The 25116-nt window shown below is 53.1% G+C and carries 6 protein-coding genes; all 6 read left to right on the forward strand.

Annotated features, from left to right (window positions below; all coding sequences use genetic code 11):
* Positions 1-112 precede the first annotated feature (112 nt).
* On the forward strand, positions 113-370 hold the full coding sequence (locus AC6I7T_RS00545) for a hypothetical protein (RefSeq protein ID WP_497788238.1): 258 nt from the start codon (positions 113-115) through the stop codon (positions 368-370).
* 886 nt (positions 371-1256) lie between these two features.
* The gene (locus AC6I7T_RS00550) at positions 1257-13649 is read left to right on the forward strand and encodes an amino acid adenylation domain-containing protein (RefSeq protein ID WP_497788239.1); all 12393 of its coding nucleotides are present in this window, start codon (positions 1257-1259) and stop codon (positions 13647-13649) included.
* Entirely contained in the window at positions 13630-18219 is a 4590-nt protein-coding gene (locus AC6I7T_RS00555; protein WP_497788241.1) for an amino acid adenylation domain-containing protein, read from the forward strand. Before AC6I7T_RS00550 ends, AC6I7T_RS00555 begins: the two co-directional genes overlap by 20 nt.
* Complete coding sequence (locus tag AC6I7T_RS00560; RefSeq protein ID WP_497788242.1) at positions 18212-22276, forward strand: amino acid adenylation domain-containing protein; 4065 nt, start codon at positions 18212-18214, stop codon at positions 22274-22276. Before AC6I7T_RS00555 ends, AC6I7T_RS00560 begins: the two co-directional genes overlap by 8 nt.
* Complete coding sequence (locus AC6I7T_RS00565; RefSeq protein WP_497788244.1) at positions 22273-23865, forward strand: MBL fold metallo-hydrolase; 1593 nt, start codon at positions 22273-22275, stop codon at positions 23863-23865. The genes AC6I7T_RS00560 and AC6I7T_RS00565 overlap by 4 nt, the downstream gene beginning before the upstream one ends.
* Before the next feature lie 37 nt (positions 23866-23902).
* A complete protein-coding gene (locus AC6I7T_RS00570) occupies positions 23903-24745 on the forward strand; it encodes a nucleotidyltransferase domain-containing protein (RefSeq protein WP_497788245.1) in 843 nt (280 codons plus the stop codon).
* The last annotated feature ends 371 nt before the right edge of the window (positions 24746-25116 follow it).

Here is a 25116-nt window from a genome sequence, read left to right on the forward strand (position 1 = left end):
ATATACGTAACTTCGGTACAATTGAATCTTGCTCGGCGATCTGGATCCTAGATCTAAGATGGAGTTATAGAGTTTTAGAATCTGATCTGTGAATTGAATGGAAAGTGAGATCATGAAAAAAACATCGTACCTGCTTGGCATGGTTTCTGGCGCTATCTTGCTGTATAACTGGAAGTTACTGGTGAAAGAAAGCGTTAAGATCGGTGTAAAGGTAGGCCGTGAGGTTAAGAAGGTTTCAGCACAGACCCTAGAAGATCTCCAGGACGCGACTGCCGAAGCAATGCAGGATCTGGAAGAGCAAGAAAAAGCTAAACGTACGAAAGAAAATCCAGAGCGAGTGATCGATCAACGACAAGATGTCAACGCTTAGGACCGATCTTCTATATAGACACGATATCCAGTAGTTCTGAAACATTTAGATCTCCTTTCCCTACTCTTTCCTTCCCCGAACTCTGCCCATTACAAAAACACGCTAGCTTTTCTAAAGGCGAGTACTCCCCAAGTACGGCGATCAACGAGCGCTCCGGAGGGTTGATCCCCTTCCTGAAGGGGGAACTTTATCCGAGAAGAAAAGCTGCTTAAAAATTAGCTTCCGCTTTATCTGGAAGGGAAAGAGGGCCAGAGTACGCTCCTACTTCTAGGAGAAACAGTTTTACGGACGCAAAGGAACTCGGACAGCCGACACCCTGGCAACTGGATATCGCTCGCTAGTTCAAGGATACAGAGCATCTCGAGGGGAGAGAAAGAAAGATTGATACGCGCAAGGCACACTGAGCCTCGCGTCTTGTTCATGGAACACGCCATGCACTCTTGACGACAATACCGGTCTCGATCTTAATCCCCGGCCCCTGATACATCATCGATTCAGGCTTACTCCGATCTATGTCGCGGAGACGCACGTGGCCCTATATGTTCGAAACGTTATAAGTTCCAATAAGATAGATGGGTTTCCGAAGATGTCGTGCAACTACTCCCTATATCGGGCATAGATATATCTTAATCCCCCATGCCTACAGACGAGACCTAGCTCCACCTTATCACTCTAAGTAAATAAATCCCTTTTGACGAGCCGCTTCTGTTTCTTCCGAGGTCGCCACCGGGAAACATAAGATACAAGAGTTTTATGACTCAACAAAGCAGAGGCTGCACTAATTTATCCGAGAGTTTTGACTTTGAGCTTTCCAAGAAAATTATTCGTGTTACTATTCCGAAATCTTCTTGTAACTTGCCTTTAACAAAAAGGAGAGCCGGAGATCATGAATGAAAGATCAGTGCCAACAGCGCTTTCCCCGTGGGACCGAACATTTACAGGGAACACGATCGTCGATATTCTGCGCAGAACAGCACTGAGCAAAGGATATTGCAATGCGTACACTTTTCTCTCCGATGGAGAAACGCAGGAAAGCGTTATCAATTATGAAGAACTAGAGCGTCGAGCGCGATCGATCGGAGTCCTGCTGCAAACGCTTGGCGTCTCTCCTGGCGATCGCGTGCTGCTGCTCTACCCGCAAGGAATCGACTATGTGGCCGCCTTTCTTGGATGCCTCTTTGCGAAAGCTATAGCTGTTCCAGCCTACCCTCCACGTCGCAATTCGTCTCTCGGGCGCATACAGTCAATCGCGGCGGACTCTGGAGCGATCATCGCTTTGACCACAACAAAGATCCTCACGCTCGTCGAAGCTCGGGTAAAGGATGACGTCTGGCTGATGAAGCTAGTCTGGCATTCGACCGATGATCTCGATCCGATGAAAGCAGACGACTGGCAGGCGCCACTAGTGGACGAGAGCAGCCTCGCCTTCCTGCAATACACTTCGGGATCCACCTCCACGCCAAAGGGCGTCATGGTGAGTCATGGTAACTTGCTGCTTACGCTGCAGGACATGGACAAGGGCTGGAACCACACAGCCGAAAGTCTCATCGTGTCATGGCTACCGATGTTTCACGACATGGGTCTTATTTATGGAATCTTGCAGCCACTGTATAGCGGCATTCCCTGCGTCTTCATGCCTCCGGCTGCGTTCCTTCAGAGTCCGATACGCTGGCTACGGGCAATCTCTCGTTTCAAGGCTACGCACAGTGGTGCTCCTAACTTCGCCTACGAACTGTGTCTAAACAAGATCTCTGCGGAGCAAAGGGCAAGTCTGGATCTAAGTAGCTGGCACATGGCGTTGAATGCGGCGGAGCCGGTACGTGCTTCAACACTTCGTCGTTTCAGCGAAGTATTCGCCCCCTTTGGCTTCAATGCTTCTGCGTTCTCGCCGGGATATGGTTTAGCCGAGTGCACGCTAAAAGCAACAGCGGTGCGTTCTTGGGCAGCCCCAACGACGGTTCGCGTTAACGCGCAAGCACTGGAACATGATCGTGTAAAACTGGCAAAAGCAGATGAAGAGGCTCGCGAGTTAGTCGGTTGCGGATGTTCGGAGATCGGAACCGAGATCGTAATCGTCGATCCGAGCTCTCACACGCGGTGTTCGGAAAGCGAAGTGGGTGAGATCTGGCTTTCCGGAGCAGTTGTGGCATCAGGGTATTGGAACCGTCCGGAAGACAGTGCAGACACCTTCAAAGCCTATCTCGCCGAGACGGGCGAGGGCCCATTCTTGCGAACAGGAGATACAGGATTCCTGCATGCTGGCGAACTCTTTATTACAGGCCGCATCAAAGACCTGATCATCATTCGCGGCATCAATCATTACCCACAGGACATCGAGCTGACCATCCAGCAATCTCATACGGCGTTGGCCTCTGATTGCGGAGCGGCATTCTCTGTGGAGGCGGAGGGTGAAGAGCGTCTGGTCGTTGTACAGGAGCTTGAACGCACCGCGAGGCGCCATGTGGATGAAGCATGCGTAATTGAAAACATTCGACATGCCATCAGCGAACAGCATGAGCTTCAAGTCTATGCGATTGTACTCATTAAGCCGTCCTCTCTTCCTAAAACATCGAGCGGCAAGATCAGACGAGGTGCGTGCCGAACGAAATTCCTCTCTGGCGAGCTCGATGTGATCGCCGAATGGAAATCGGGTTCGAAAGAAATTCAATTGAGACCATCGGCAGTAGTTGTCCCGAAGCTCTCGCCGTGTGCGACAACCAAACCAAACGAGGAGGTCCTGCAGGCATGGCTCGCGCACGATTTGTCACAACGTTTGAACCTTTCGGTCGTGGATATCGATATTCAGGAACCCTTTGCGCGCTACGGGTTGGATTCGATAGGAGCGGTCGGACTTTCGGCTGACCTTGAAAACTGGCTGGAGAGACGCGTCGATCCTACAGTTGCATATGACTATCCCTCTATTGCGAGCTTAGCAAAGCATCTGGCCGGTGAAAGCCGTTCACAGACGCCTAACCATACATACGACCACCAGTCCAAGGCGATAGCTGTAATCGGCATTGGATGTAGGTTTCCTCAAGCCGAAAACCCTGATGCCTTTTGGTCTCTGCTCCACAACGGCGTGGATGCGATCTCAGAAGCGCCCCGATCGCGATGGAATGGCAATGGTCCGCGATGGGGTGGATTTATTGACAAGATCGATGGATTTGATCCGCAGTTCTTTGGAATTTCGCCTCGGGAGGCTGAGCAAATCGATCCTCAGCACAGACTACTGCTTGAAGTGTGCTGGGAGGCTATGGAGCAAACGGGCAAAGCTCCCGAACGGCTCATGGGAACTCGCTCTGGCGTCTTCGTGGGAATCAGCAGTAATGAATACAGCCGAATCACTCATGAGTCAGGAGTGGATCCATATTCCGCAACAGGCAACGCCGGAAGTATTGCTGCGAATCGCATCTCCTACCAATTCGATTTTCGTGGGCCCAGTTGGGCCGTGGATACCGCTTGCTCGTCGTCGCTTGTGGCGGTGCACCAGGCGATACAGAGCTTGCGCTGCGACGAATGCGACCTTGCTTTCGCAGGCGGTGTAAGCCTTATTCTTACACCCAATTGGACCATTGCGTTTGAGAAGGCGGGCATGCTTTCACCGGATGGCCGCTGCAAGACCTTTGATGCGCAAGCTGACGGATACGTTCGTGGAGAAGGCTGCGGAATCGTCGTGCTCAAGCGACTCGGGGACGCACTGCGCGATGGCGATGCAATTCAAGCAATTATTCGAGGTTCAAGTATCAATCAGGATGGCCGTAGCAACGGACTGACATCGCCGAATGGCCCCTCGCAGCAAGAAGTTATTCGGGCAGCCCTGAAGGATGCCGCGGTAAGTAGCGAAGATATCAGCTATGTCGAAGCCCACGGCACAGGGACCTCGCTCGGCGACCCTATCGAACTTAACTCTCTCAAAGAAGTGCTAACAGAAAAGCGCTCATCCGATCAGACGTGCTGGATTGGATCGGTTAAGACCAATTGCGGACACCTGGAAGCCGCTGCCGGAATCTGCGGGCTCATCAAAGTTATTCTGGCATTGAAACACGAAGAAATTCCTCCTCACCTGCATTTGAACAGCCTGAATCCGCTGATCTCTCTTGATGGCACTCCCCTCACGATCCCAACTGCACCTCAACCATGGCGCCACGGGGAGCGCCGGCGCATTGCTGGAGTAAGTTCCTTCGGCTTTGGCGGAACCAACGCACATGTCGTGGTCGAAGAGGGGCAGACGATTTCCGGGAAAGCTCCGGAAATTTCCACGGGCATGGAACGGCCAAAACATCTGGTTGCGCTGTCAGCTAAAAGTGAACTGGCGTTACAGGAACTGACTCGTCGTTACGCTGAGCGACTCACTGGTCCGCTGCAAAGTACTCCGATAGCGGACGTGTGTTTCTCGGCAAACACCGGGCGCTCACATTTCAAAAGACGTCTTGCCGTTATTGCCGACTCGACGTCCGCACTTGCGGACCAGTTGCAGCTTCTCGCTGCGAATTCCCAAAGTTTCGCTATCGCCCGTGCCAATCCCAAGACAGCCCTTTTGTTCACAGGCCAGGGATCACAATATGCCGGAATGGGTCGACAGCTCTATGAGACCCAGCCCAAGTTCCGCCAGATCCTGGAGACGTGTAATGAGATCCTTCATCCCTTGCTTCCCTTGCCCCTAATTCCAACTCTGTACTCGAACGACTCAGATTCTCTGCGACAGTTCTTCAATAATGGCGCATGGGTTCAAGCGGTCCTATTCTCTCTCGAATACGCGCTGTACGAAGTCCTGAGATTATGGGGCTTCACGCCGGTAGCGGTCATGGGGCATAGCTTGGGCGAGTATGTCGCTGCGTGTGCAGCTGGGTGCTTTAGCTTGGAAGATGGCCTTTTTCTAGTGGCGGAGCGCGGACGCCTCATGCAGGCGATCACGACAGGTTACAACGGCGCACCTCCCTCAGAGGGGGGGATGATCGCCGTTTTCACCGACCCGGCACGACTCGACGGACTTGTCTCAGCATCGCAAGGCAGGATAGCTCTCGCTGCTATCAACGGCCCCGATAGCGCAGTTCTTTCCGGAGCACAGAAAGACATTGACCAAGTAGCTGCGGTCTGCGACAGGAATGGCTGGATGTTTGAGCGGCTCCATGTCAATCAAGGGTTTCATTCTCCACAGATCGACCCTATTTTGGACGCCTTTGAAGAAGTCGCCAGGAGGGTAAATTTTAAGCCGCCTTCCATTCCGCTGGTTTCAAATCTCACCGGCGCAATGTTCATCAAAGGCCAATCCCCAGATGCAGCGTATTGGAGACGTCACGCTCGCGAGACGGTGCGGTTTCATCAAGGGATCGAAGTGCTACTCAAGGCCGGTGTCGAAGTCTTCCTGGAGGTTGGTCCACGACCGGTACTGACCGGGCTGGGGAAGCGCTGCGATGGCGCATCCCAGGCAACATGGTTGCCTTCCCTCACACAGAAAAGGGACGACTGGGACACGCTTCTCGGTAGCATTCAAGCCGCCTATCAGCTCGGTGTTGATATCGACTGGAACGGTTTTGACAACGATTATCCTCGCCGACGCGTGTCACTTCCAACCTATCCATTTCAACGTAAGCGCTATTGGGTTGGAAGCTCCCCCGAGGAAAAAGCGAAGGAGAGCATGGTTCCATCAGAAGACCGGCATGCTACGATCCAGAACTCTCTCTCGTCTTTGGTCGCGGACTTGCTCCATATACCGGTCAAGGATGTAGATGTTCGTACTCGGTTCCTCGATATGGGCGCGGACTCCATCGTTTTTGTTGACGCAGTGCAGCGAATCCAGAAGACATTCGGCCTCAGCATTCCCATCCGCAGCTTCTTCGAAGACTTAGTCAATATCGAATTGCTGGCAACACACATTGCGAACCACGCAACACCCGACCGGGCTTCGCCCGCAGAGACCGTGCCGAACGTGTCAGCTCAGACAGCACTGTCTGCAGCCACTCAGGAAAACAGAACCAGCATGCCGGCATTGGCAAGTCCAGGTTCAGCGCTTGAACAGATCGTATTACGACAGTTGGATCTGATGAACAACCAGTTGACGCTTCTCCGCGGGCAACCGGGCGCTCCAACTGAAGATACAGACCGCGCGCCAGTTCCCGCCACGAGGAGCACTCCTTCACCCTATTTCGTGGAAGCCTCGGCACCTCAACCCCAGATCGAGCATGCCGGAGAATCGGAACGAAAGACTTTAAGTCCGCAACAACAGCGCTACCTTGACGACTTTGCCACTCGCTACACCGCGCGCACCCGGCGGTCGAAGCTGGCGGCGCAGAGATCCCGGCAGGTATTCGCGGACTTGAGGTCAGTGATGGCGTTGCGTCCAGAGATCAAGGAGATGTCGTACCCTATCGTCGCCGAGCACTCGCTAGGTTCGCGCTTCTGGGACGTGGATGGTAATGAATACATCGATATCGCGATGGGATTCGGCGTCAATCTATTCGGCCATCGAGCGCCGTTTCTCGAGCAGGCGATCGAGGAGCAGCTTCAGCGCGGCATCCAGGTTGGGCCGCAGTCGGATACAGCCGCGGAAGTAGCTGAACTCTTTTCCGAAATTACCGGAATGGAACGGGTAACATTCTGCAACTCCGGAACCGAAGCGGTAATGGCGGCCCTGCGAATGGTCCGCGCTGCAAGCGGGCGAACCAAGATCGCCATGTTTTCCGGCTCGTATCATGGACATTCTGACGCAACATTAGCTGTGGGACGTCGTCAGGATGGTCATTGGCATGCCGTCCCGATGGTCCCCGGCGTACCTCAGTACGTTGCTACCGATGCCCTGGTGCTCCCGTATGGCGAGGAAAGCTCGCTGGAGTTAATCCAAGCTCATAGTGGAGAACTCGCCGCGGTACTTGTCGAAGCGGTACAAAGTCGGTCTCCGGGCTTGCAGCCGGTTACATTCCTGCGACGTCTACGCGAGATCACGCGCTCCACAAAAGTCGCTTTGATCTTCGACGAAGTAATCACCGGGTTTCGTGTCCATCCACGTGGCGCACAGGGTTACTTTGACATTGAGCCAGACCTAGCAACGTACGGCAAGATCGTCGGCGGAGGCATGCCCATCGGTATTGTTGCCGGCAAAGCGTTCTACCTGGATCGTGTTGATGGTGGCTCCTGGAATTATGGAGACGATTCAAGGCCCGAGGTCATCAGGACATTTGTCGCCGGCACTTTCTGCAAGCACCCGCTGGCAATGGCATGCGCTCGGGCGACGCTCGGATATCTGAAGACGCAAGGATCTCAATTGCAGGAGGACTTGAATTCCCGCACAGCCCGGTTTGTAGCTGCCGCGAATAGTATCTTCAGCAACGCGGGTATTCCCATCACAACACAACATTTCGGATCTCTGTTCCGGTTCACTCTGGCAGGAAATACAAGCTATCTCTATCAACCGCTGGAGATGGATATTTTCTACCACCATCTCATTCATAAGGGCATATATATATGGGAAGGCCGTACCTGCTTCCTTTCGACTGCCCATTCCGAGAGCGACTTAGAAAAGATCCTTGCCGCCCTGAAGAGCAGTATTCACGATATGCAGCAAGGCGGATTCTGGAGCAGCTTTACTGCATCCTCGACAGTTGAAAGTCCCGTTTTGAAAGCTGCCCAGCGGACCCTACCTCTAACTTCGGCACAGAGGCAATTATGGGCATTGGCAAAGATGGACGAGGCCGGATCACTGGCCTACACCTTGTGCGTGGCTCTCGAACTGCATGGTCCCTTGCATTGTGCCACTCTCAACCAAGCCATCCAGGCTGTGGTCAATCGGCATGATGCCTTGCGGATCAGGATCAGCAACGATGGCGATTCCCAGGAGATCTTGACCGATGTTTCGATAGACTGTCCGCTTACAGACTATTCGTCGAAGTCCCCGCAAGAACGACAGAGCGCATTAGCCGAATGGCTCAAGATTCAAAGCAGAACTCCTTTCGATCTCAGCAAAGCACCGCTCTTTCGTGCAAAGCTTCTCCGACTTGACGAGCAGCTGCATGTCTTCTCGGTCGCCGCACATCACATAGTTGCTGACGGCTGGTCCATGGCGGTCATACTCCGCGAAGTGTGCGATTTCTATACCTCCGTTCGTTCTGGCACTCAAGAACCGGAGACGCCACAACTCCAATTCGGCGACTTTATTCACTGGCAGGAGCAACAACGGGAAAGCGCGCAGATGATCGCACAGGGTCAATACTGGGAGGCGAAGTTCGACGGCATTCCTCCAGTGCTCGATCTACCCACCGATCATCCAAGGCCCCCGGAAAGCACCTTCCACGGACATCGCGAATCCCTGCGGCTTGACTCGGACTTGGTACTCACACTGCGCCAGCACAGCCGGACACACAGCGCAACACTATTCATGACGTTACTCTCAGCTTATGCACTCCTACTCCACCGTTTAAGCAGCCAGGAGGAAGTGGTCATAGGCGTGCCAGTCTCCGGTCGAACACTCGAGAATTGCGAACGCCTCATAGGCTACTGCGCTCATATTCTGCCTGTTCGCAGCAGGCTCATGGGAAATGGAACCTATGAAGAGTATCTTGCCAGTCTCAAAACCGAGATCCTGGTCGACTACGAGCATCAAAGTTATCCATTCGCCTGGCTGATCGAGACACGCGAGGCAAAAGGTGAACGATCACGATTAATAAGCGCCTTATTCAATCTAGACCGTCCCGTCATGGTCGGCGGAATGCCGGAACTCGATGTAAAGTGGGTCTCGCAGCCAATTAGCAGCACGGCCTTCGACCTCAGCTTAAATGTAACTCAGGTTGATGAGAGCCTGGTGCTCGATCTTGATGGCAATACAGACCTTTGGAAACCCAGCAGCATTCGCCGCATGCTCACGCAGCTACATGCACTTCTACAAGGCATGTGTAAGGATGTTCGGCAACCGCTAAGAGATATCTCGCTACTTAGCCCTTCCGAACAGAAACTCATGATCTCCGACTGGAACCAGACGGAAGCCGAGTACCCGCTCAACACTTGCGTTCACCAGCTCTTTGAAGAGCAGGTCGAACGTACACCCGACGCGATTGCTCTCGTCTCTGCCGAAGGGCAGCTCACGTATCGAGCACTGAATGAGGCCGCGAATCGTCTGGCTCATCGGCTGCGTCGCTTGGGTGCAGATCCTGAAAGACGAGTGGGGATTTGCCTCGACCGTAAGCCGCAACTCATCGTGGGCTTGCTTGCGATCCTGAAATCGGGCTCAGCATATGTTCCGCTTGACCCCTCCTATCCACAGGAACGCTTATCGTACATTGTCGAGCATGCGGAAGTGGAAATACTCGTCACAGAAAGGTCGCTCCAAACAGGTCTGCAGGCCCGTTCCATGATCTACCTAGATGAAGAGGACATGCAGCTTGCCGGTTCTTTGAAGCAAAATCCACAGAGCGGTGTGTTGGCGCAAAACCCCGCTTACATCATCTATACATCGGGTTCGACCGGGAAGCCCAAGGGCGTGATACTCGAGCATCGCTCTATTGTCAATTTCTTAACCGCGATGCCGAAACTAACTGGATTTACGAACACATCCTCGATGCTCGCTATGACGTCGGTTTCATTCGATACACATGTACTCGAAATCTATCTTCCACTGGCGTTCGGCGGATGCGTTGTGTTGGCTCGTGCACAGGAAGCCCGAGACGGCAAGGAACTCGGCCGTATCATCCGGGACAATCGCGTATCGATCATGCAAGCGACACCGTCCACCTATCGGTTGCTAATTGAGGATGATCCAAGATCGCTCCGCGAGGTATTAGTCATCAGCGGCGGCGATGCTCTCCCTAGCCAACTGGGACGCGCATTGATGGCCACGAGCAAAGGTCTGCAGAATTTCTACGGGCCAACGGAAACGACCGTTTACTCCTCTGTTCATGATCTTCAGGGCAGCACAGCTTCTGAAACCGGCCATGATGGCTATGTCCCTCTAGGCCGTCCTATTGCGAACACGCGGCTCTACATCTTCGACAAAGAAGCGATCCAAACCCTCTCCATGAATCCTGTCGCTATAGGCACTCCTGGAGAACTTTATATCGGCGGAGACGGACTCGCACGAGGATATCTGAAACGTCCCGACTTGACCGCACAGAAGTTCGTCCCCGATCCGTTTAACCCCAAGCCCGGCAGCCGTGTTTACAGCTCAGGAGATCTTGTTTGCCATCGAGCTGACGGAGTGATTGATTTCCTGGGCCGTCTCGATTTCCAGGTTAAAATTCGCGGACATCGAATTGAGATCGGGGAAGTCGAGGCGGTTCTAGCGACACACACGGCAGTGAAACAGTGTGTTGTAACGGCGCAGAAGCAAGAGGCTGGTCAATTCCGATTGGTCGGATATGTCGTGCCAATCGACATCGCGCTCAGTGTGACGGAACTGCGGGGCTTCCTCGCGAAGACGCTACCCGCATACATGGTTCCGGAAGCTTTTGTCATGCTCGATGCTCTCCCCATGACACCGAACCGAAAGGTCGACCGCACTACCCTTCCTCCGCCAAAAGATTCCGCGACCGTAACTGAGCATGATTACACTGAGCCTCGGACAGATACCGAAACTGCAGTAGCGTCTATCTATTGTGAAATCCTCCGTCAACAGCGGGTTAGCGTGCACGATGGATTCTTTGACCTCGGGGGGCAGTCTCTGTTAGCGATCAAAGTGCGATCTCGAGTGCTGGACGTATTCGGAATTGAACTTCCGGCGCGGTGTGTCTTTGACCTACCTACGGTTGCCCTACTCAGCGAATACATCGATCAGGTGAAGCAGCACGATAGTAAGGGTGGGCTGTTACCGCCGATTATCCCTGTGACACAGAGTGGCTCGCACCCCCTTTCCTTTGCCCAGCAGCGCCTGTGGGTACTCGAACAGCAGCAGGAATCAGGCACAGCCTTCAACATGGCTGGGGCCTTTTGCCTTCAGGGTGCCCTCAATATAGAGGCCTTGCAAGCAAGTCTGGATGAAATCGTCAATCGGCATGAAGTTCTTCGAACCACATACTCGATTACCGAAGAAGGGCCCGTTCAGTTTGTCGGACCGCCCAAGAGTTTGACAACCGACAGGATTGATCTCAGCAGGTTTACGGCTGAGACGCAATCGAGAGACCTGAAGCGCATCGCCACCGAGGAAGCCGGCAGAAAGTTCGACTTAGAAAATGGCCCGCTGCTGCGAGTCACGCTCATCCGATGCGTAAAGCAGGCTCTTGTCGGAATCGGTCAAAACTGTTTGCAGGAATCCGATGGGGGAAAAGACGAGACGGAATTCCATCTCCTGCTCTTAACCTTGCACCACATCGTGTTTGATGGCTGGTCGATCGATATCTTTCTCCGCGAACTCTCAGAACTATATAGGGCGAAGGTCGAGCGAGACGCTCCTCAATTGTCCAAGCTTCCGGTTCAATACAAGGATTATGCCTATTGGCAACGGCGATGGCTCGTACGTGGAAACCCGGTCTTCGAATCACATCTCTGCTACTGGAAGGAACAGCTCAAAGCTCTTCCGGTGTTGGAACTTCCCACCGATCGTCCCCGCTCGGAGATTCCAAGCTATCACGGAGCATACTGCACATTTTCACTGGAACTTTCGACTGTGGAAAAATTGCGGACGCTCTGCATGGCAGAAGGCTGCACACTGTTCATCGGCCTTCTCTCTGTTTTCAATCTTCTGCTGCAGCAATTGAGCGGTCAGAACGACATTGTCATCGGCACAGATGTTGCCAATCGTACGCGTACCGAGGTCGAGAAACTGATCGGATTTTTCGTCAACCAGCTGGTTCTGCGAACCGGTCTCTGCGGAGATCCTTCTTTCCGCACCTTGCTGGCCCGCACCCGAGAAGTCCTTCTTGCCGCTGAAGCGCACCAAGAGTTTCCCTTTGACAGACTTGTTGATGCGTTGAACCCCGAACGTCGAAGCAATCGAGCGCCATTATTTCAGATCAAAATCGTGTTTGCGGATGCGCCGCCTCCTGCGCTCAGACTGCCTGGGCTGGAAGCAACTCTCGTCGAGATCAAAACAGGGACAACGCAGCTAGACCTAATCCTCTTCCTCGTAGAAGCTCCCGACGGTCTACGGATGACTTTTGAGTACAACACAGATTTATTCGACGATTCCACGATCGTCCGTATTCGTGATCAATATATTGAGCTTCTTCGCCAGGCTATATCTCAGCCAGATGCTGTCATAAGTTTGCCTGCAACGAGGTCCTGCATGGAAAGCAATACACCGACAATCGCACGCCGCAAGCGAGGTTCGATCGATTTCGAAAGATTGAAGAGCATGCACCTACCGTCTCGGCAGCGGAATGGAACCAGCGGATTCCGGATGTCACAAATCTTCGGAGAAAGCAAACTACCGGCAGTGCTCGAACCCTCAAACGGACATAAAGATCTTTCCAGCATTGCTGCGGAAAACAAGAGCTTTGTGGAAGACAAACTAGCCGAATGTGGCGCAGTTCTTTTCCGAGGATTCGATGCTGGGTCGGTGGATGCCTTCGACAAATTCACGCAGACCATTTGCTCCGAGCTGTTCAAGGAGAACGGAGAGCATCCTCGCGAGAACATCACGGGAACTGTCTATAGGCCGGTCTTTTTCTCGCCGGAACGCAAGCTGCTATGGCACAACGAAAACACATTCAATTATCGTTGGCCGCAAAAGATCTGGTTCTGTTGCGTCCAGCCTGCCGAATGCGGCGGAGAGACGCCGATCGTCGATAGCCGCAAAGTCTTCGAACGCATGGATCCGGAAATTCGAGACCGCTTTATGCGTCATGGCATCACGTATGTCCGCAACTACAGCGACGGGCCTGGGCTCTCCTGGCAAAAAGTCTTTCGGACCAACGACCGGGCAGAAGTCGAAAGATACTGCAATGACAATCTCATCGAATTCGAATGGAAGGATGGCGATTGCCTGCGAACACGATCTACTCGTCCCGCCGCCATTCCTCACCCTGTTACCGGCGAGTATTGTTGGACCAACCAAGCACAACACTGGCACCTCTCTTGCCTGGATGAAGAAGCGCGCGATGCTCTCCTTGCGACATTCGCTGAAGAAGATCTCCCACGCACTTGTTACTACGGAGATGGTTCGCCGATTGCCGACGAAGACATGCAGTCGATCTGCCGGCTGTATAGCGAACTGGAAGTCAGCTTCCCATGGCAAGCGGGTGACGTATTGATGGTCGACAATATCTCCACTGCACACGCGCGTAACGCATTTTCAGGGGAAAGACAACTTCTCGTTGCCATGGGTGAACTACGAAGCTATGCTGAGCTCGCACACTAATACCAACGGAATATCCATTGATGTTGATCCGAGAATTCTCCTCTCTTATCAACAACGACGCATTTGGCAGATAGTCAAAGTACAAGGAGCCCATGCGCTCTCGGTTCAAGTTCCCACCGTTCAATGCGGGTTGCGCATTGAAGGCGAACTCGATATCACCCGCTTGCAGAACGCGCTGCAAAGAGTAGTCGATCGCCATGAAATATTACGCACACAATTCACGTGTGCGAATGAGACAGGGGACCCCGTTCAGCATTCTGTTCCGCTTGGCAGTTTTTTATGGCGCTACCTCGACTTGACTAATTGTGGAGAGGAAGAGAGAGCAGAAAGAACCGGGAACCACCGAGCTGAAGATTGCCTGACACCGTTTACCCTCACGAATTGCCGATTGCTGCGTGCCTCTCTGCTGAGGTTTACGCCAAATGAACACATTCTCATCCTAACCGTGCCCTCAATTTGTGCGGATGCAGATAGCATGCACACTATCGTGTCGGAAGCTCTTGGTTGGTATACATCTCCACAACCGTTTCCTCCAAACGGGGAAGCTCTCCAATACTCAAGTATTTCCGAGTGGCAGCGCTCCCTCCAGGAAGAAGAGGATGCGGTACAGGGGCGCAAATACTGGAGCACACAGCCCGTCCCCTCTTCCATCACATTCCCGTTGCAGCAATCATCTTGCACGGAAGTCAGCTTTTCCCCAGCTTCGCATACAGTTTCTATATCCGACCGGGTACAGTCATTTCTGCGAACAACTGAGCGCGAGGATATTTTCCTTCTGGGCTGCTGGTTCGCGCTATTGCGTCTGGTTTCCGGGCAGTCCGAGGTAGGAGTGGGAGTCACTCTCCACGGCAGGAGCTATAAAGAACTGGAACGAGTGATCGGGCCTATGGCAAGAGTTATTCCTGTTACCTGTACTGTTCGTGAAGATATGCACTTTACCGAATTGCAGCAAGCACTGGCCGGAACAGTAGATATGGCAGAGGATTGGCAGGAATTCTATGAACGCAAAGCCGGCGAGAGACAGCACGAGACGATTGCATTCGAACTGAACTGCTGGACGAGGATGGACCTCTCTGGTTCCAGTCTCCGAATCACGCTGGCGTTCGAACAGGCTTGGACCGAGCCATTTCATCTCAAGCTGGCGTTGACCCGCAATGGCGATGACCTGCAGGCGAGGCTCGATTTCGATCAAATTGTATTTGACCCACATTACGCAGCCAGCCTTTGCGAACAATTGGCTACCTTGATAGAGGGAGCTGCTGAACATCTGGCCTCTCCTCTCGAAGAACTGCCGTTCTTCAGTGAGAAGGAACGGATCTTCCTCCTCAAGACATGCAACAATACCGTGGCAGCCTATCCGCGGAATAGATTGCTGCACCATCTCATTGCGGAACAAGCTTCCCGAACACCGCATCGCGTCGCAATTCGGCTGGAAGACGACCACCTGACATTTGCAGAATTGGATCGACGTGCAAATCAGTTGGCGCATCGATTACGACAGATGAACATCGGACCCGAAGTAAGGGTCGCCATCCACATGCATCGCTCGCTCGAGATGATGATCTCCATTCTTGCGGTACTCAAGGCAGGAGGAGCATATGTACCTCTCGATCCCACTTACCCTGCGGAGCGGCTATCTTTTATGTTACAGGATGCAGAGGTCGCGGTGATCCTTACAGAGACGAGGTTGCATGCAACCCTTCCCCAGAGTTGCGCTAAAGTACTCTGTGTCGACGGAGAGATGAAGTCTCTCACGGCTGAACAGGCTACGTATGCACCAATGATCGAATCGTGTTCAGAAAATCTGGCATATGTACTCTATACTTCCGGTTCCACAGGGCTCCCCAAGGGGGCGATGATCGCGCATCGCAATCTGCTGAACTATCTCGTATGGTGCTGCAAGGCTTATGCCCTTGAATCGGGAGCAGGAACCCCTGTGCATTCCTCTATTGGTTTCGATGCGACAATAACTGCGCTCTTTCCCTCGTTGCTTGCGGGCCGCACTGTTACGCTGCTCCGCGAGTCCGAAGGAATTGACACGCTTTCCTCAGCGCTCGAACAAGGAGAAACATATAGTCTGATCAAGATCACGCCGGCGCATCTGTCTTTGCTTAACGAGGTGGTTGCCGAAAATCAACTGGCTACCAAGACAAACATGCTGGTCATCGGCGGCGATGCACTCCCAGCGTCACGTCTCGCCATGTGGCGCCAGCATGCACCGCAGACGAGGCTCATCAACGAATATGGCCCAACCGAAACAGTTGTCGGCTGCTGCGTACACGAGAGTATCGACGACGACTTCGCCTTTGAATCTGTACCAATTGGCCGCCCCATCGCCAATACCCGCCTTTACGTTCTGGATCATCGGCTGAAACCACTCCCTGCCGGAATACCAGGGGAGCTTTTCATCGCCGGCGATGGTGTCTGCCGAGGATACCTTAGACGACCAGCGACTACAGCGGAACGATTCCTTCCAGATGGATTCTCGGCTGGGGCGGGTGAACGCATGTATCGTACCGGAGATCTTGTTGTACAACGGCCTGATGGTGTCCTCAAATTTATCGGGCGTCTTGATCAACAGGTAAAAATACGTTCTTACCGCATAGAACTTGGCGAAATCGAGGCACAACTCGAATTGCATCCTGCAGTTTCCCAGAGCGTGGTGGTCACAAGTAACTCGGTCGCAGGAGAGAAGTACTTGGCCGCCTACGTTGAATGTTCTGGCCCTGCTCCTCTCAGTTCGGAGGAGTTGCGCGCTTTCCTCCTCGAGAAGCTACCTGAATTCATGGTGCCATCAACATTCGTGATTCTCGACAAGCTACCACTTACGGTTCACGGTAAAGTCGATCGCAATGCCCTCCCTGATCCGGCCTCTGCGCGTACAACTCAGATCCATCCACAAGTCGAGCCGCGTACGGATGTTGAAAAGAAATTGATGTCGATTTGGAAGGAAGTTCTAAGACAGAATTGCATCGGAATTTACGACGATTTCTTTCGCTCCGGTGGAGATTCTGTCCAGAGTATTCTTGTCGCTGCTCGCGCAGCCAAAGTCGGTCTACGCTTAACCCCTCGCGACCTGTTTCGTAATCCCACAATCGCCGGACTTGCTTCCGTAGTAGAGAGCAATGGGAGCATTGTCGTGCCAGCCTGCCAGGCACAGGGGGCAGTGCCACTTACGCCCATTCAGCACTGGTTCTTTGAGCAGAACCTTCCGAGCCAAAATCACTTCAATCAATCCGTGATGCTTGCTGTCCCAGCAAATCTGCGAACGGACTGGGTAGAGCTCGTCCTAGAGGCACTGGTAGTGCGCCATGAGGCTTTGCGCTTACGCTTTACCAGTGAAGCGGATGGATGGAAGCAGAACTATTCTGCTACAAACGGCTCTTTTATCCTCGAAGAGGTAGACCTCAACACGCTACTCAAGCCCGAACGCCAGGAGGCGATCGACATAGCGACCAAGAGGGCTCAATCAGCCCTTAATATCATGAGCGGGCCCGTGATGCGGGCCGTGCTGTTCCGAGAGGGTCACGAATGCTCAGGCCAACTGCTGCTCATTGTTCATCATCTCGTTATTGACGGTGTTTCTTGGCGAATTCTGCTGGATGACTTTGCAACTGCATATCGGCAGCTCACCAGCAATCAGGCTATTCAACTTTCACCCGCTACCGATACATACAAGACTTGGTCTATCCGCCTACAAGATTACGCCTCTACTAATTCGGTCTCTGCCGAAGCCGAGTATTGGCTAAGGCGACCTGCGGCCGTGGGACGCATCCCACTCGATTTTCCCGTGGGTCCTGCCAGAAATACCGCTGCAACCGCCGCCAACATTCAGGTAGCGCTCGGCAGCCAAAAAACCTTTGCCCTGTTACACAGTATCTCAGACGTGTATCACACCGATGTGGACGATCTGCTCTTGACCGCTTTGGCGCAAAGCCTCGCCTGCTGGAATGGATCGCACAACAATCTGATTGACTGCGAGGGGCACGGCCGCGAAGATCTTTTCCCGGATGTCGATATTTCGCGAACGGTGGGCTGGTTTACTTCAATATACCCCCTCTATCTCGATCTTACTGGAGTCAGCGGCTTCGGGGAGCAATTGAAAGCGGTCAAAGAACAACGACGCCGAATCCCCCGTAAAGGCATCGGCTACGGCGTGCTGCGCTACTTGAGCCAGAATTCCGACCTGCGTGATCGACTCGCCGCTCAGCCGCGTCCGGAAATCAGCTTCAATTACCTCGGTGTAATCGATAACGCGACTTCCACCCCCATTCTTAGCGTGAGTTCCGTGATGGTCGGGGATGAACAAAATTCCATGAGTCCCCGTGCATATCCGTTGGATGTAATCGCCTATGTCCAAAACAGCACGCTGCAGGTGCAGATCGTCTATAGCAGGGCGCTGCATAAGCCGGCAACGATAGAGCGCCTGGGGCATACCGTGATCGGCTATATCGAGTCACTTGTGGATCACTGTCTTTCTCCTTGGGCTGGCGGCCTAACGCCTTCGGATTTCCCTGATATTGAGTTGAGTCAAACCGAATTGGACGAATTGGAGGCCGGACTTGAATAACATCAATGTAGCGATCCCGGAGAAGAAGAGCCAGAACATCGAGGCAATTTATCCCTTATCGCCATTACAGGAAGGACTCCTGTTCCATAGTCTGCTTGCCACTGACTCTCCCGTCTACTTCGAGCAGGTGAGCTGCCGCTTAAACAATCTGAAATATCCGGGGATGTTTCAGCGCGCCTGGCAACTTGCTGTCGATCGGCATGCGTCGCTGCGCACATGCTTCTATTGGAAGAACCGAAAGCAACCATTACAGATTGTGCGCAGAAACTGTCAATTGAAGTGGACAGAAGATGACTGGCGCCGATCGGATCGGGTAGGACTTACCGGGAGGCTGGAGAGTTTTCTCGAGGCCGACAGACGTCAAGGATTCGATCTGAGCAGGGCACCACTTATGCGATGCGCCTTGTTCCAGATCACAGATGCAGATTATCAATTCATCTGGAGCCATCATCACCTCATCCTAGACGGATGGTCAGCTTCCCTTGTTATTGAGGATGTGCTGAATACGTATGAGTCGTTCAGCAATGGGAAGGAAACGTGCCTCTCCATCCCTCCGCGTCCATTCCGCGAATACATCGGCTGGCTCGCAAAGCGCCGCTCATCGCAGGATGAAGCGTTTTGGAGAACAAACCTCAAAGGCTTCTCCATACCAACAAACATCGAGATGCCGAAAGTCGCTTCCGTTTCCGTCCACAGTGCGACTGAATACCATGAAAAGGAAATCCGCCTGTCCCCCGGCATTACCATAAAATTGCAGGACTTGGCGCAGCAACATCGATTGACCTTGAGTTGCATTGTGCAGGGCGCCTGGGCTCTTTTGCTGAGCCGCATGAGCGGTGATTCCGATGTCGTATTCGGAGCTACGGTGTCTGGACGTCCTCCGGAGCTAGAAGGTATCGAATCGATGGTCGGCGTTTTCATCAATGCCCTGCCGGTGCGCGTCTATACACCACCAGATGCGTTGCTTTTAACCTGGCTGCAGCGACTCATGGAAAGCCAAGTAGAGCGCGAGGAGCACGCCCATAACTCCCTGGCCGATATTCACACATGGAGTGACGTCCTGTCAGGCAAGCCGCTCTTCGAGAGCCTGATAATCTTCGAAAACTATCCTCTGCGCGGATCAGAAACTCGCCTCAAAGTGGATGATCTGCACCTCTTTCGGCAAACGAACTATCCTCTTACACTCGAAGCAGTTCCAGGAACTACGCTGAAACTAGCAATCAGTTATGAGACCTCCCGCTTTGAGGATGAAGAGGTGGCGCAAATCCTTCAACGCTTGCAACTGCTGCTCGAGCAATTTGCAATCCATCCAGAAAGACGCCTTTGCGAACTTACCGTCCTTACCTCGGAAGAGCGTGAACAGATCAGGAGGCGAAACGACACCGCAACACCATTTCCCTTTGACAATGGCTTTCACGGGCTCTTTGAGGAATGGGCACATGAGACTCCAGATGCGATTGCCCTCACCTTTGAAGGCGAGCACATTTCTTATTGCGAATTGAATAGACGCACGAACCAAATGGCGCATCATCTCCGGACATATGGAGTTGGGCCAGAAATATTGGTGGGCGTCTTCGTTGAGCGCTCGATTGACATGCTCATCGCAATCCTGGGAATCCTCAAAGCCGGCGGCGCTTATCTGCCGCTTGATCCTGCATATCCTGCTGACCGCCTTGCGTACATGATCGAGGATTCCGGGGCGCCGATTATCATCGCCCAGGAAAAGCTCCAGAACCGCATTCCGTCGGTGTGGGCACAGATAATTTTTATCGATAGTGCTTGGCCTGAAATCGAGATCCAATCGGATCAAGATCTTGGCGCATCGGTGTTACCAGAAAATCTCGCTTATGTGATCTACACCTCCGGTTCGACCGGACATCCGAAGGGCGTCGAGATTACCCACAGAGGCTTGTGTAATCTTGCTCGTGCTCAGCGCCTTCAGCTTTCAACTGGTCCCGGAAGCCACATACTGCAATTCTCCTCGCTCAGTTTTGATGCCTCAGCATGGGAAATTGCCATGTCACTGGGCTCAGGCGCAACACTCCACCTCGCCACCTCCGAAAATCTGTTGCCTGGCCAAGCACTTGCCCAGGTGCTCGCAAGCGAAAACATCTCCCACGTAACACTACCGCCGTCGGCTTTGGAAATGTTACCCGCTTCGACTCTGCCGAACTTGCAGACACTGATCGTTGCCGGGGAAGCCTGTTCGCCTGGCCTTATTGCCCAATGGCAGTCGGGCCGCCGGTTTGTGAATGCGTATGGTCCTACCGAATCGACCGTCTGCGCGACGATGTGGGATTGCCGCTGCGAATGCGCCTCACCGCCGATCGGTCCGCCCTTACCCAATACGCGCACATACTTATTTGACACTCAGCGCAATCCAACACCAGCGGGCCATATCGGAGAACTCTATCTAGGCGGCATGAATCTGGCGCGCGGCTATTTACGCAGACCTGGGTTGACTGCTCAGAGGTTCGTGCCTGACCCCATGAGCGGTGAGCCAGGCGCAAGACTCTACATGACAGGAGACCTCGTTCGTTGCGGTACCGACGGACAGGTCGTCTTTATCGGCCGGGCTGATCATCAGGTCAAGATCCGTGGCCATCGCGTCGAGTTGGGGGAGGTCGAAGCGGTACTTTCTAAAATCAAAGGCGTGAAGCAAGCTGTCGTTGTTGCAGGTGCGGACAGCGGGAGCAGAAACTCGCTAATCGCATATTTCATCGCAGATCCAAGCACCAGCAGCGGTAAGGAAGTCGATCCAGCAATCTTGCGACGCTCCATGCAGGAACGACTGCCGGAGTACATGATTCCCAACTCTTTTGTGCAGATCGAATCTGTTCCCCTCACTCCTAATGGTAAAGTCGACCGAAAAGCCCTCTCTCTTCTCGGATCGGGCACCTCGCTCTCAGCTGGTGCTTTTCGACCTCCTCGTGACATTCTCGAGCAGAAACTCGCGCACATATGGGAAGAGACCTTGGACGTCCATCCGGTCGGAGCGGAGGATAACTTCTTTTTGCTCGGCGGTCACTCACTGCTTGCGGTCCGGCTGATGGCTTGGATCGAGCAAGACTTTGGTGTTCAATTACCTCTTGCTGTCCTTTTCAATAGCCCTACTGTCGCTCAGCTTGCCGCAACTCTCCGACAGAAAGCGGCAACGCCCACATGGTCGTCTCTCGTCGCCATCCAAGCCACCGGATTACAGCAACCGCTCTTCTTTGTGCCGGGCGGCGGTGGAAATGTAGTTTATTTGTATGATCTTGCCCGACGACTCGGACGCGAACGTCCCATCTACGGACTGCAGGCACTTGGGCTCGACGGCCGATCTGCGCCACATGGCAGTATCGAGGAGATGGCAAGGGCGTACCTCTCAGAGATACAGCAGGTCCAGTCGAGTGGACCATACTACCTCGCCGGGCACTCTTCAGGAGGATGGGTCGCGTTTGAAATGGCGCGGCAACTCCGCGAACGTGGGGATCAAGTTGACAAGGTCGTGATCGTCGATACACCAGCACCTATTTCTCAAGTCAAAACTCAGGATATCGATACAGACGAGGCACTTTATCTGTTTAAGGTAGCCAGACTCATTGAACGTTGGGCAGACAAGCCGCTCGGCATCTCGTATGAAGACCTCCAACCGCTCAGTGTCGATCACCAGATGGCATATCTGGGAGAGCGGCTGCAGGGGATAGACATCTTGCCACCGGAGGCAAGCCGATCACAAGTACTGGGATTAGTGCAGGTCTTTAAAGCAAGCACCCGCAACTGTATGCACTACCGGCCGCGAGGGAGGTACGATGGCAACCTCACCTTGCTCCGGGCCAAGGAGATCCACGTAGAAGATACAGGCATCCAGATCAACCTCGTGGGCGATGACGATACCTGGGGCTGGAACAAACTGGTGGAGGGAGAAGTTGACGTACACATTGTTCCGGGCGATCACATCACCATGATGACAGAACCCCATGTCCATACGCTCGCCCTGGAACTCTCAGCGGCGATCAGTGATCCCGAACAAAGGATTTGCCCGATACCGGGGGAGAGTGTTGCCCGGTCATGAACAATGATGCGGTTTATCTTCGTCCAAATGTCGTCGCTGAGCCGCTGGTTGATCGCTGGTACGCTTGGTCCCATCTGATTTCACCTGCGACTGCAGCAATGAACATTGCTCATAGGCATTTGAAGATTATGGAATCCTTCGTGAGTGCTGTTCATGTGCATGCTGCTGCAGTCGCCAACCCGAAGATGCTAGGAGGCCCTTTCATCGATCACGGCAGCGACCGGGTGCCCGAGATCAGGAAACTAATCTCTGAGATCAAACAGGACCGGGCACATATGGTCGCTTTTGCCGAGGCGATTCAGCAGTTAGACAACCTCTTGAGCACAAGCGCCGACGGTCACTCTCTCGAACCTCTATATAAGAATGTCCCAGAGCTTCTTTGCGGCTATGTCGAACTCGTGTATGACCTCAATAACCAGCCTTCCTTCCGCTTGATCGAACCATTGCTATATCGAAGCCGCTACTATGATGAGGAAACGCAGAGCATCATGCTTTCACTGATCGACCGCGATCACAGGCCCTTTGTCCTCAGCACTCCGCGGCTCGACAGCGACGACAGCGTGCACGTCCCCATGCCATTCGCAAGCGGCTCTCTCGACCAGCTTTTTGCGATGAAACGGCATCCGCGCTCTCTCTCGTGGATCAGAGACAGACTTCCTCTTCCGGATAACTGCGACTCTCTCTTTTACACCTTCTTCACAGATGTAGAGCCGCCTCCCTATGAGGCATACACAGGTGATGGTATTCGCTGGCGCTACTTCGGACATGCATGCATCCTGGTGGAGACGAAAGACGTAACCATCTTGACGGATCCAGTACTGAGTTACACCTTCGGGGGCGGCATCCCACGTTATGGATATGAGGATCTACCGGACAATATCGATTATGTATTGATAACCCACAATCACCAGGATCACATTATGTTCGAGACAATTCTGCAGCTACGCCATCGTATTCGATGCGTAGTGGTCCCCCGATGCTCGGGAGGATCATTGCAGGATCCGTCGCTAAAGCTGCTGTTACAAAACATCGGCTTTCCAAATGTCGTCGAACTCGATGAATTGGAAACGATCCAGGCAGGTCATACGACCATTATGGGAGTTCCCTTCCTGGGTGAACATGCAGATCTCGATATCCGCAGCAAACTTGGTTATCTGGTGCGCATGCAAAAACATTCTCTCTTCTTTGCAGCCGATTCCTGCAACATCGAACCAAAGCTCTACGAACACATTCATCGAATCGTCGGCGATGTTGATGTTCTTTTCCTCGGGATGGAGTGCGATGGAGCGCCATTATCATGGATCTACGGACCTCTGATTACACGCAGAATTCCGCATACTGTGGATCAATCCCGACGCCTCTCGGGATCCAACTATGACAGAGGACTCGACATTGTTCGTCGGTTCAACTGCAAATATGTCTACATCTACGCCATGGGCCAGGAACCCTGGCTGAACTACATCATGAGTAAGAAGTATGCCGACACCTCCAGCCCGATCGTAGAATCCAATGCCCTCCTGATGGATTGCCAGGCACAGGGAATTGTCGCGGAGCGGCTGTTTGGGGAAAGAGAAATACTCCTGCCTTGAGGTCACATACATACGGAATTCGGGGTAGATGAAAGGTATGAACGAGATTCTCAAAGAGGGTTCCTTGCTTCAGACAGATGAGGAGGGCTACTTCCTCTCCGACTCCAGCATCGAGAAAATCACATGGCCATGGACGGAAGCGCTAGCATTTGCACGGCAGGTTGAAGTCGACCGACTGGGCAAACGCCTTCACAGCCTCTATTTGCGGGGCTCTGTTGCCCGCGGAACTGCCTTGGAGGGCATATCCGATCTCGACCTGTTCGCAGTGCTTCATGATCCGGTCGGCACTGAAGATTCACTGGTGCCGCCGTGGCCCAGCGAGAAGCTGCCAGAATTCCGCGCTTGCTTCCCTTTCGTCACAAGCCTCGAAACTTCACACATCGCTCTCGCTGCCGTTCACGGTCCGTTCCACTACTATCGCTTCATGATGAAGATCTCTGCCGTGTGTATATGGGGCCAGGATCTTCTCCCGGAGATTCCTCGATACAAAGCAGACGCGCCCATTGCAGAAGAATGGTTTCGTGTCTTTCCCCACCTCATAGACAACTTCTTTAAGGCCTTTCTTGACGCCAATGGAGAAAAGGATAAGAAAGATCTCTGCCGGGACATCATGAAAACATTTCTGCGCACGGGCATGCTTCTCGTTATGAGGCGCCAAAATGGATACACCCGTGACCTTTATCCCTCTTGTCAGTGTTTCTCAAGGTACTATCCGAATCAAGCACATACAATGCAACGTTGCCTTGAATATGCCGTAAACCCCATCGCCGATCCTCACATCTTATTACCTTTAGTAACCGGTTTCGCTGAGTGGATGCGGGGAGCCAGCCTACTGGAGTTTGGCCATGCAGAATTGCTACCTGCTTCGCTGGTAAAATGAACTCCAGACAAACGCTCAAATCACGCCACTCTTTGCGCCTTGTCTGAGCGCTCTCTCCACACTGCACGGCCTCTCAACTCTGACACTAAAAGTAGGTGCTTCTGCAATTAAAACTCTTCCGCATGATTCGCAATGGAGGAAGATTGTCTCATTGAGCTTGAGACTTACCACTAAACGGTTCTTCCCCGCCCCGTTCATTTAGCACACCGTGTTCAGGTTTGCGCCCGTTTTTCTGGCAATGGCCGACGAATTCGTGATATTGCTGACGAGAGGACTGAGGGCGTCGAATTATGTGCAACACAGTTGTTTACACTATATGTTCGGAGATTCGCTTATGGCGTAACCTTGGAGCACCCTCCTAGGAACGAATC

This window comes from Humiphilus diazotrophicus, assembly GCF_059726315.1.

Excerpts from the sequence above, each read along its gene's own strand:
- AC6I7T_RS00545 (WP_497788238.1), top strand. The coding sequence starts at position 113 with ATGAAAAAAACATCGTACCTGCTTGGCATGGTTTCTGGCGCTATCTTG.
- AC6I7T_RS00550 (WP_497788239.1), top strand. The coding sequence starts at position 1,257 with ATGAATGAAAGATCAGTGCCAACAGCGCTTTCCCCGTGGGACCGAACA.
- AC6I7T_RS00555 (WP_497788241.1), top strand. The coding sequence starts at position 13,630 with ATGCTGAGCTCGCACACTAATACCAACGGAATATCCATTGATGTTGAT.
- AC6I7T_RS00565 (WP_497788244.1), top strand. The coding sequence starts at position 22,273 with ATGAACAATGATGCGGTTTATCTTCGTCCAAATGTCGTCGCTGAGCCG.
- AC6I7T_RS00570 (WP_497788245.1), top strand. The coding sequence starts at position 23,903 with ATGAACGAGATTCTCAAAGAGGGTTCCTTGCTTCAGACAGATGAGGAG.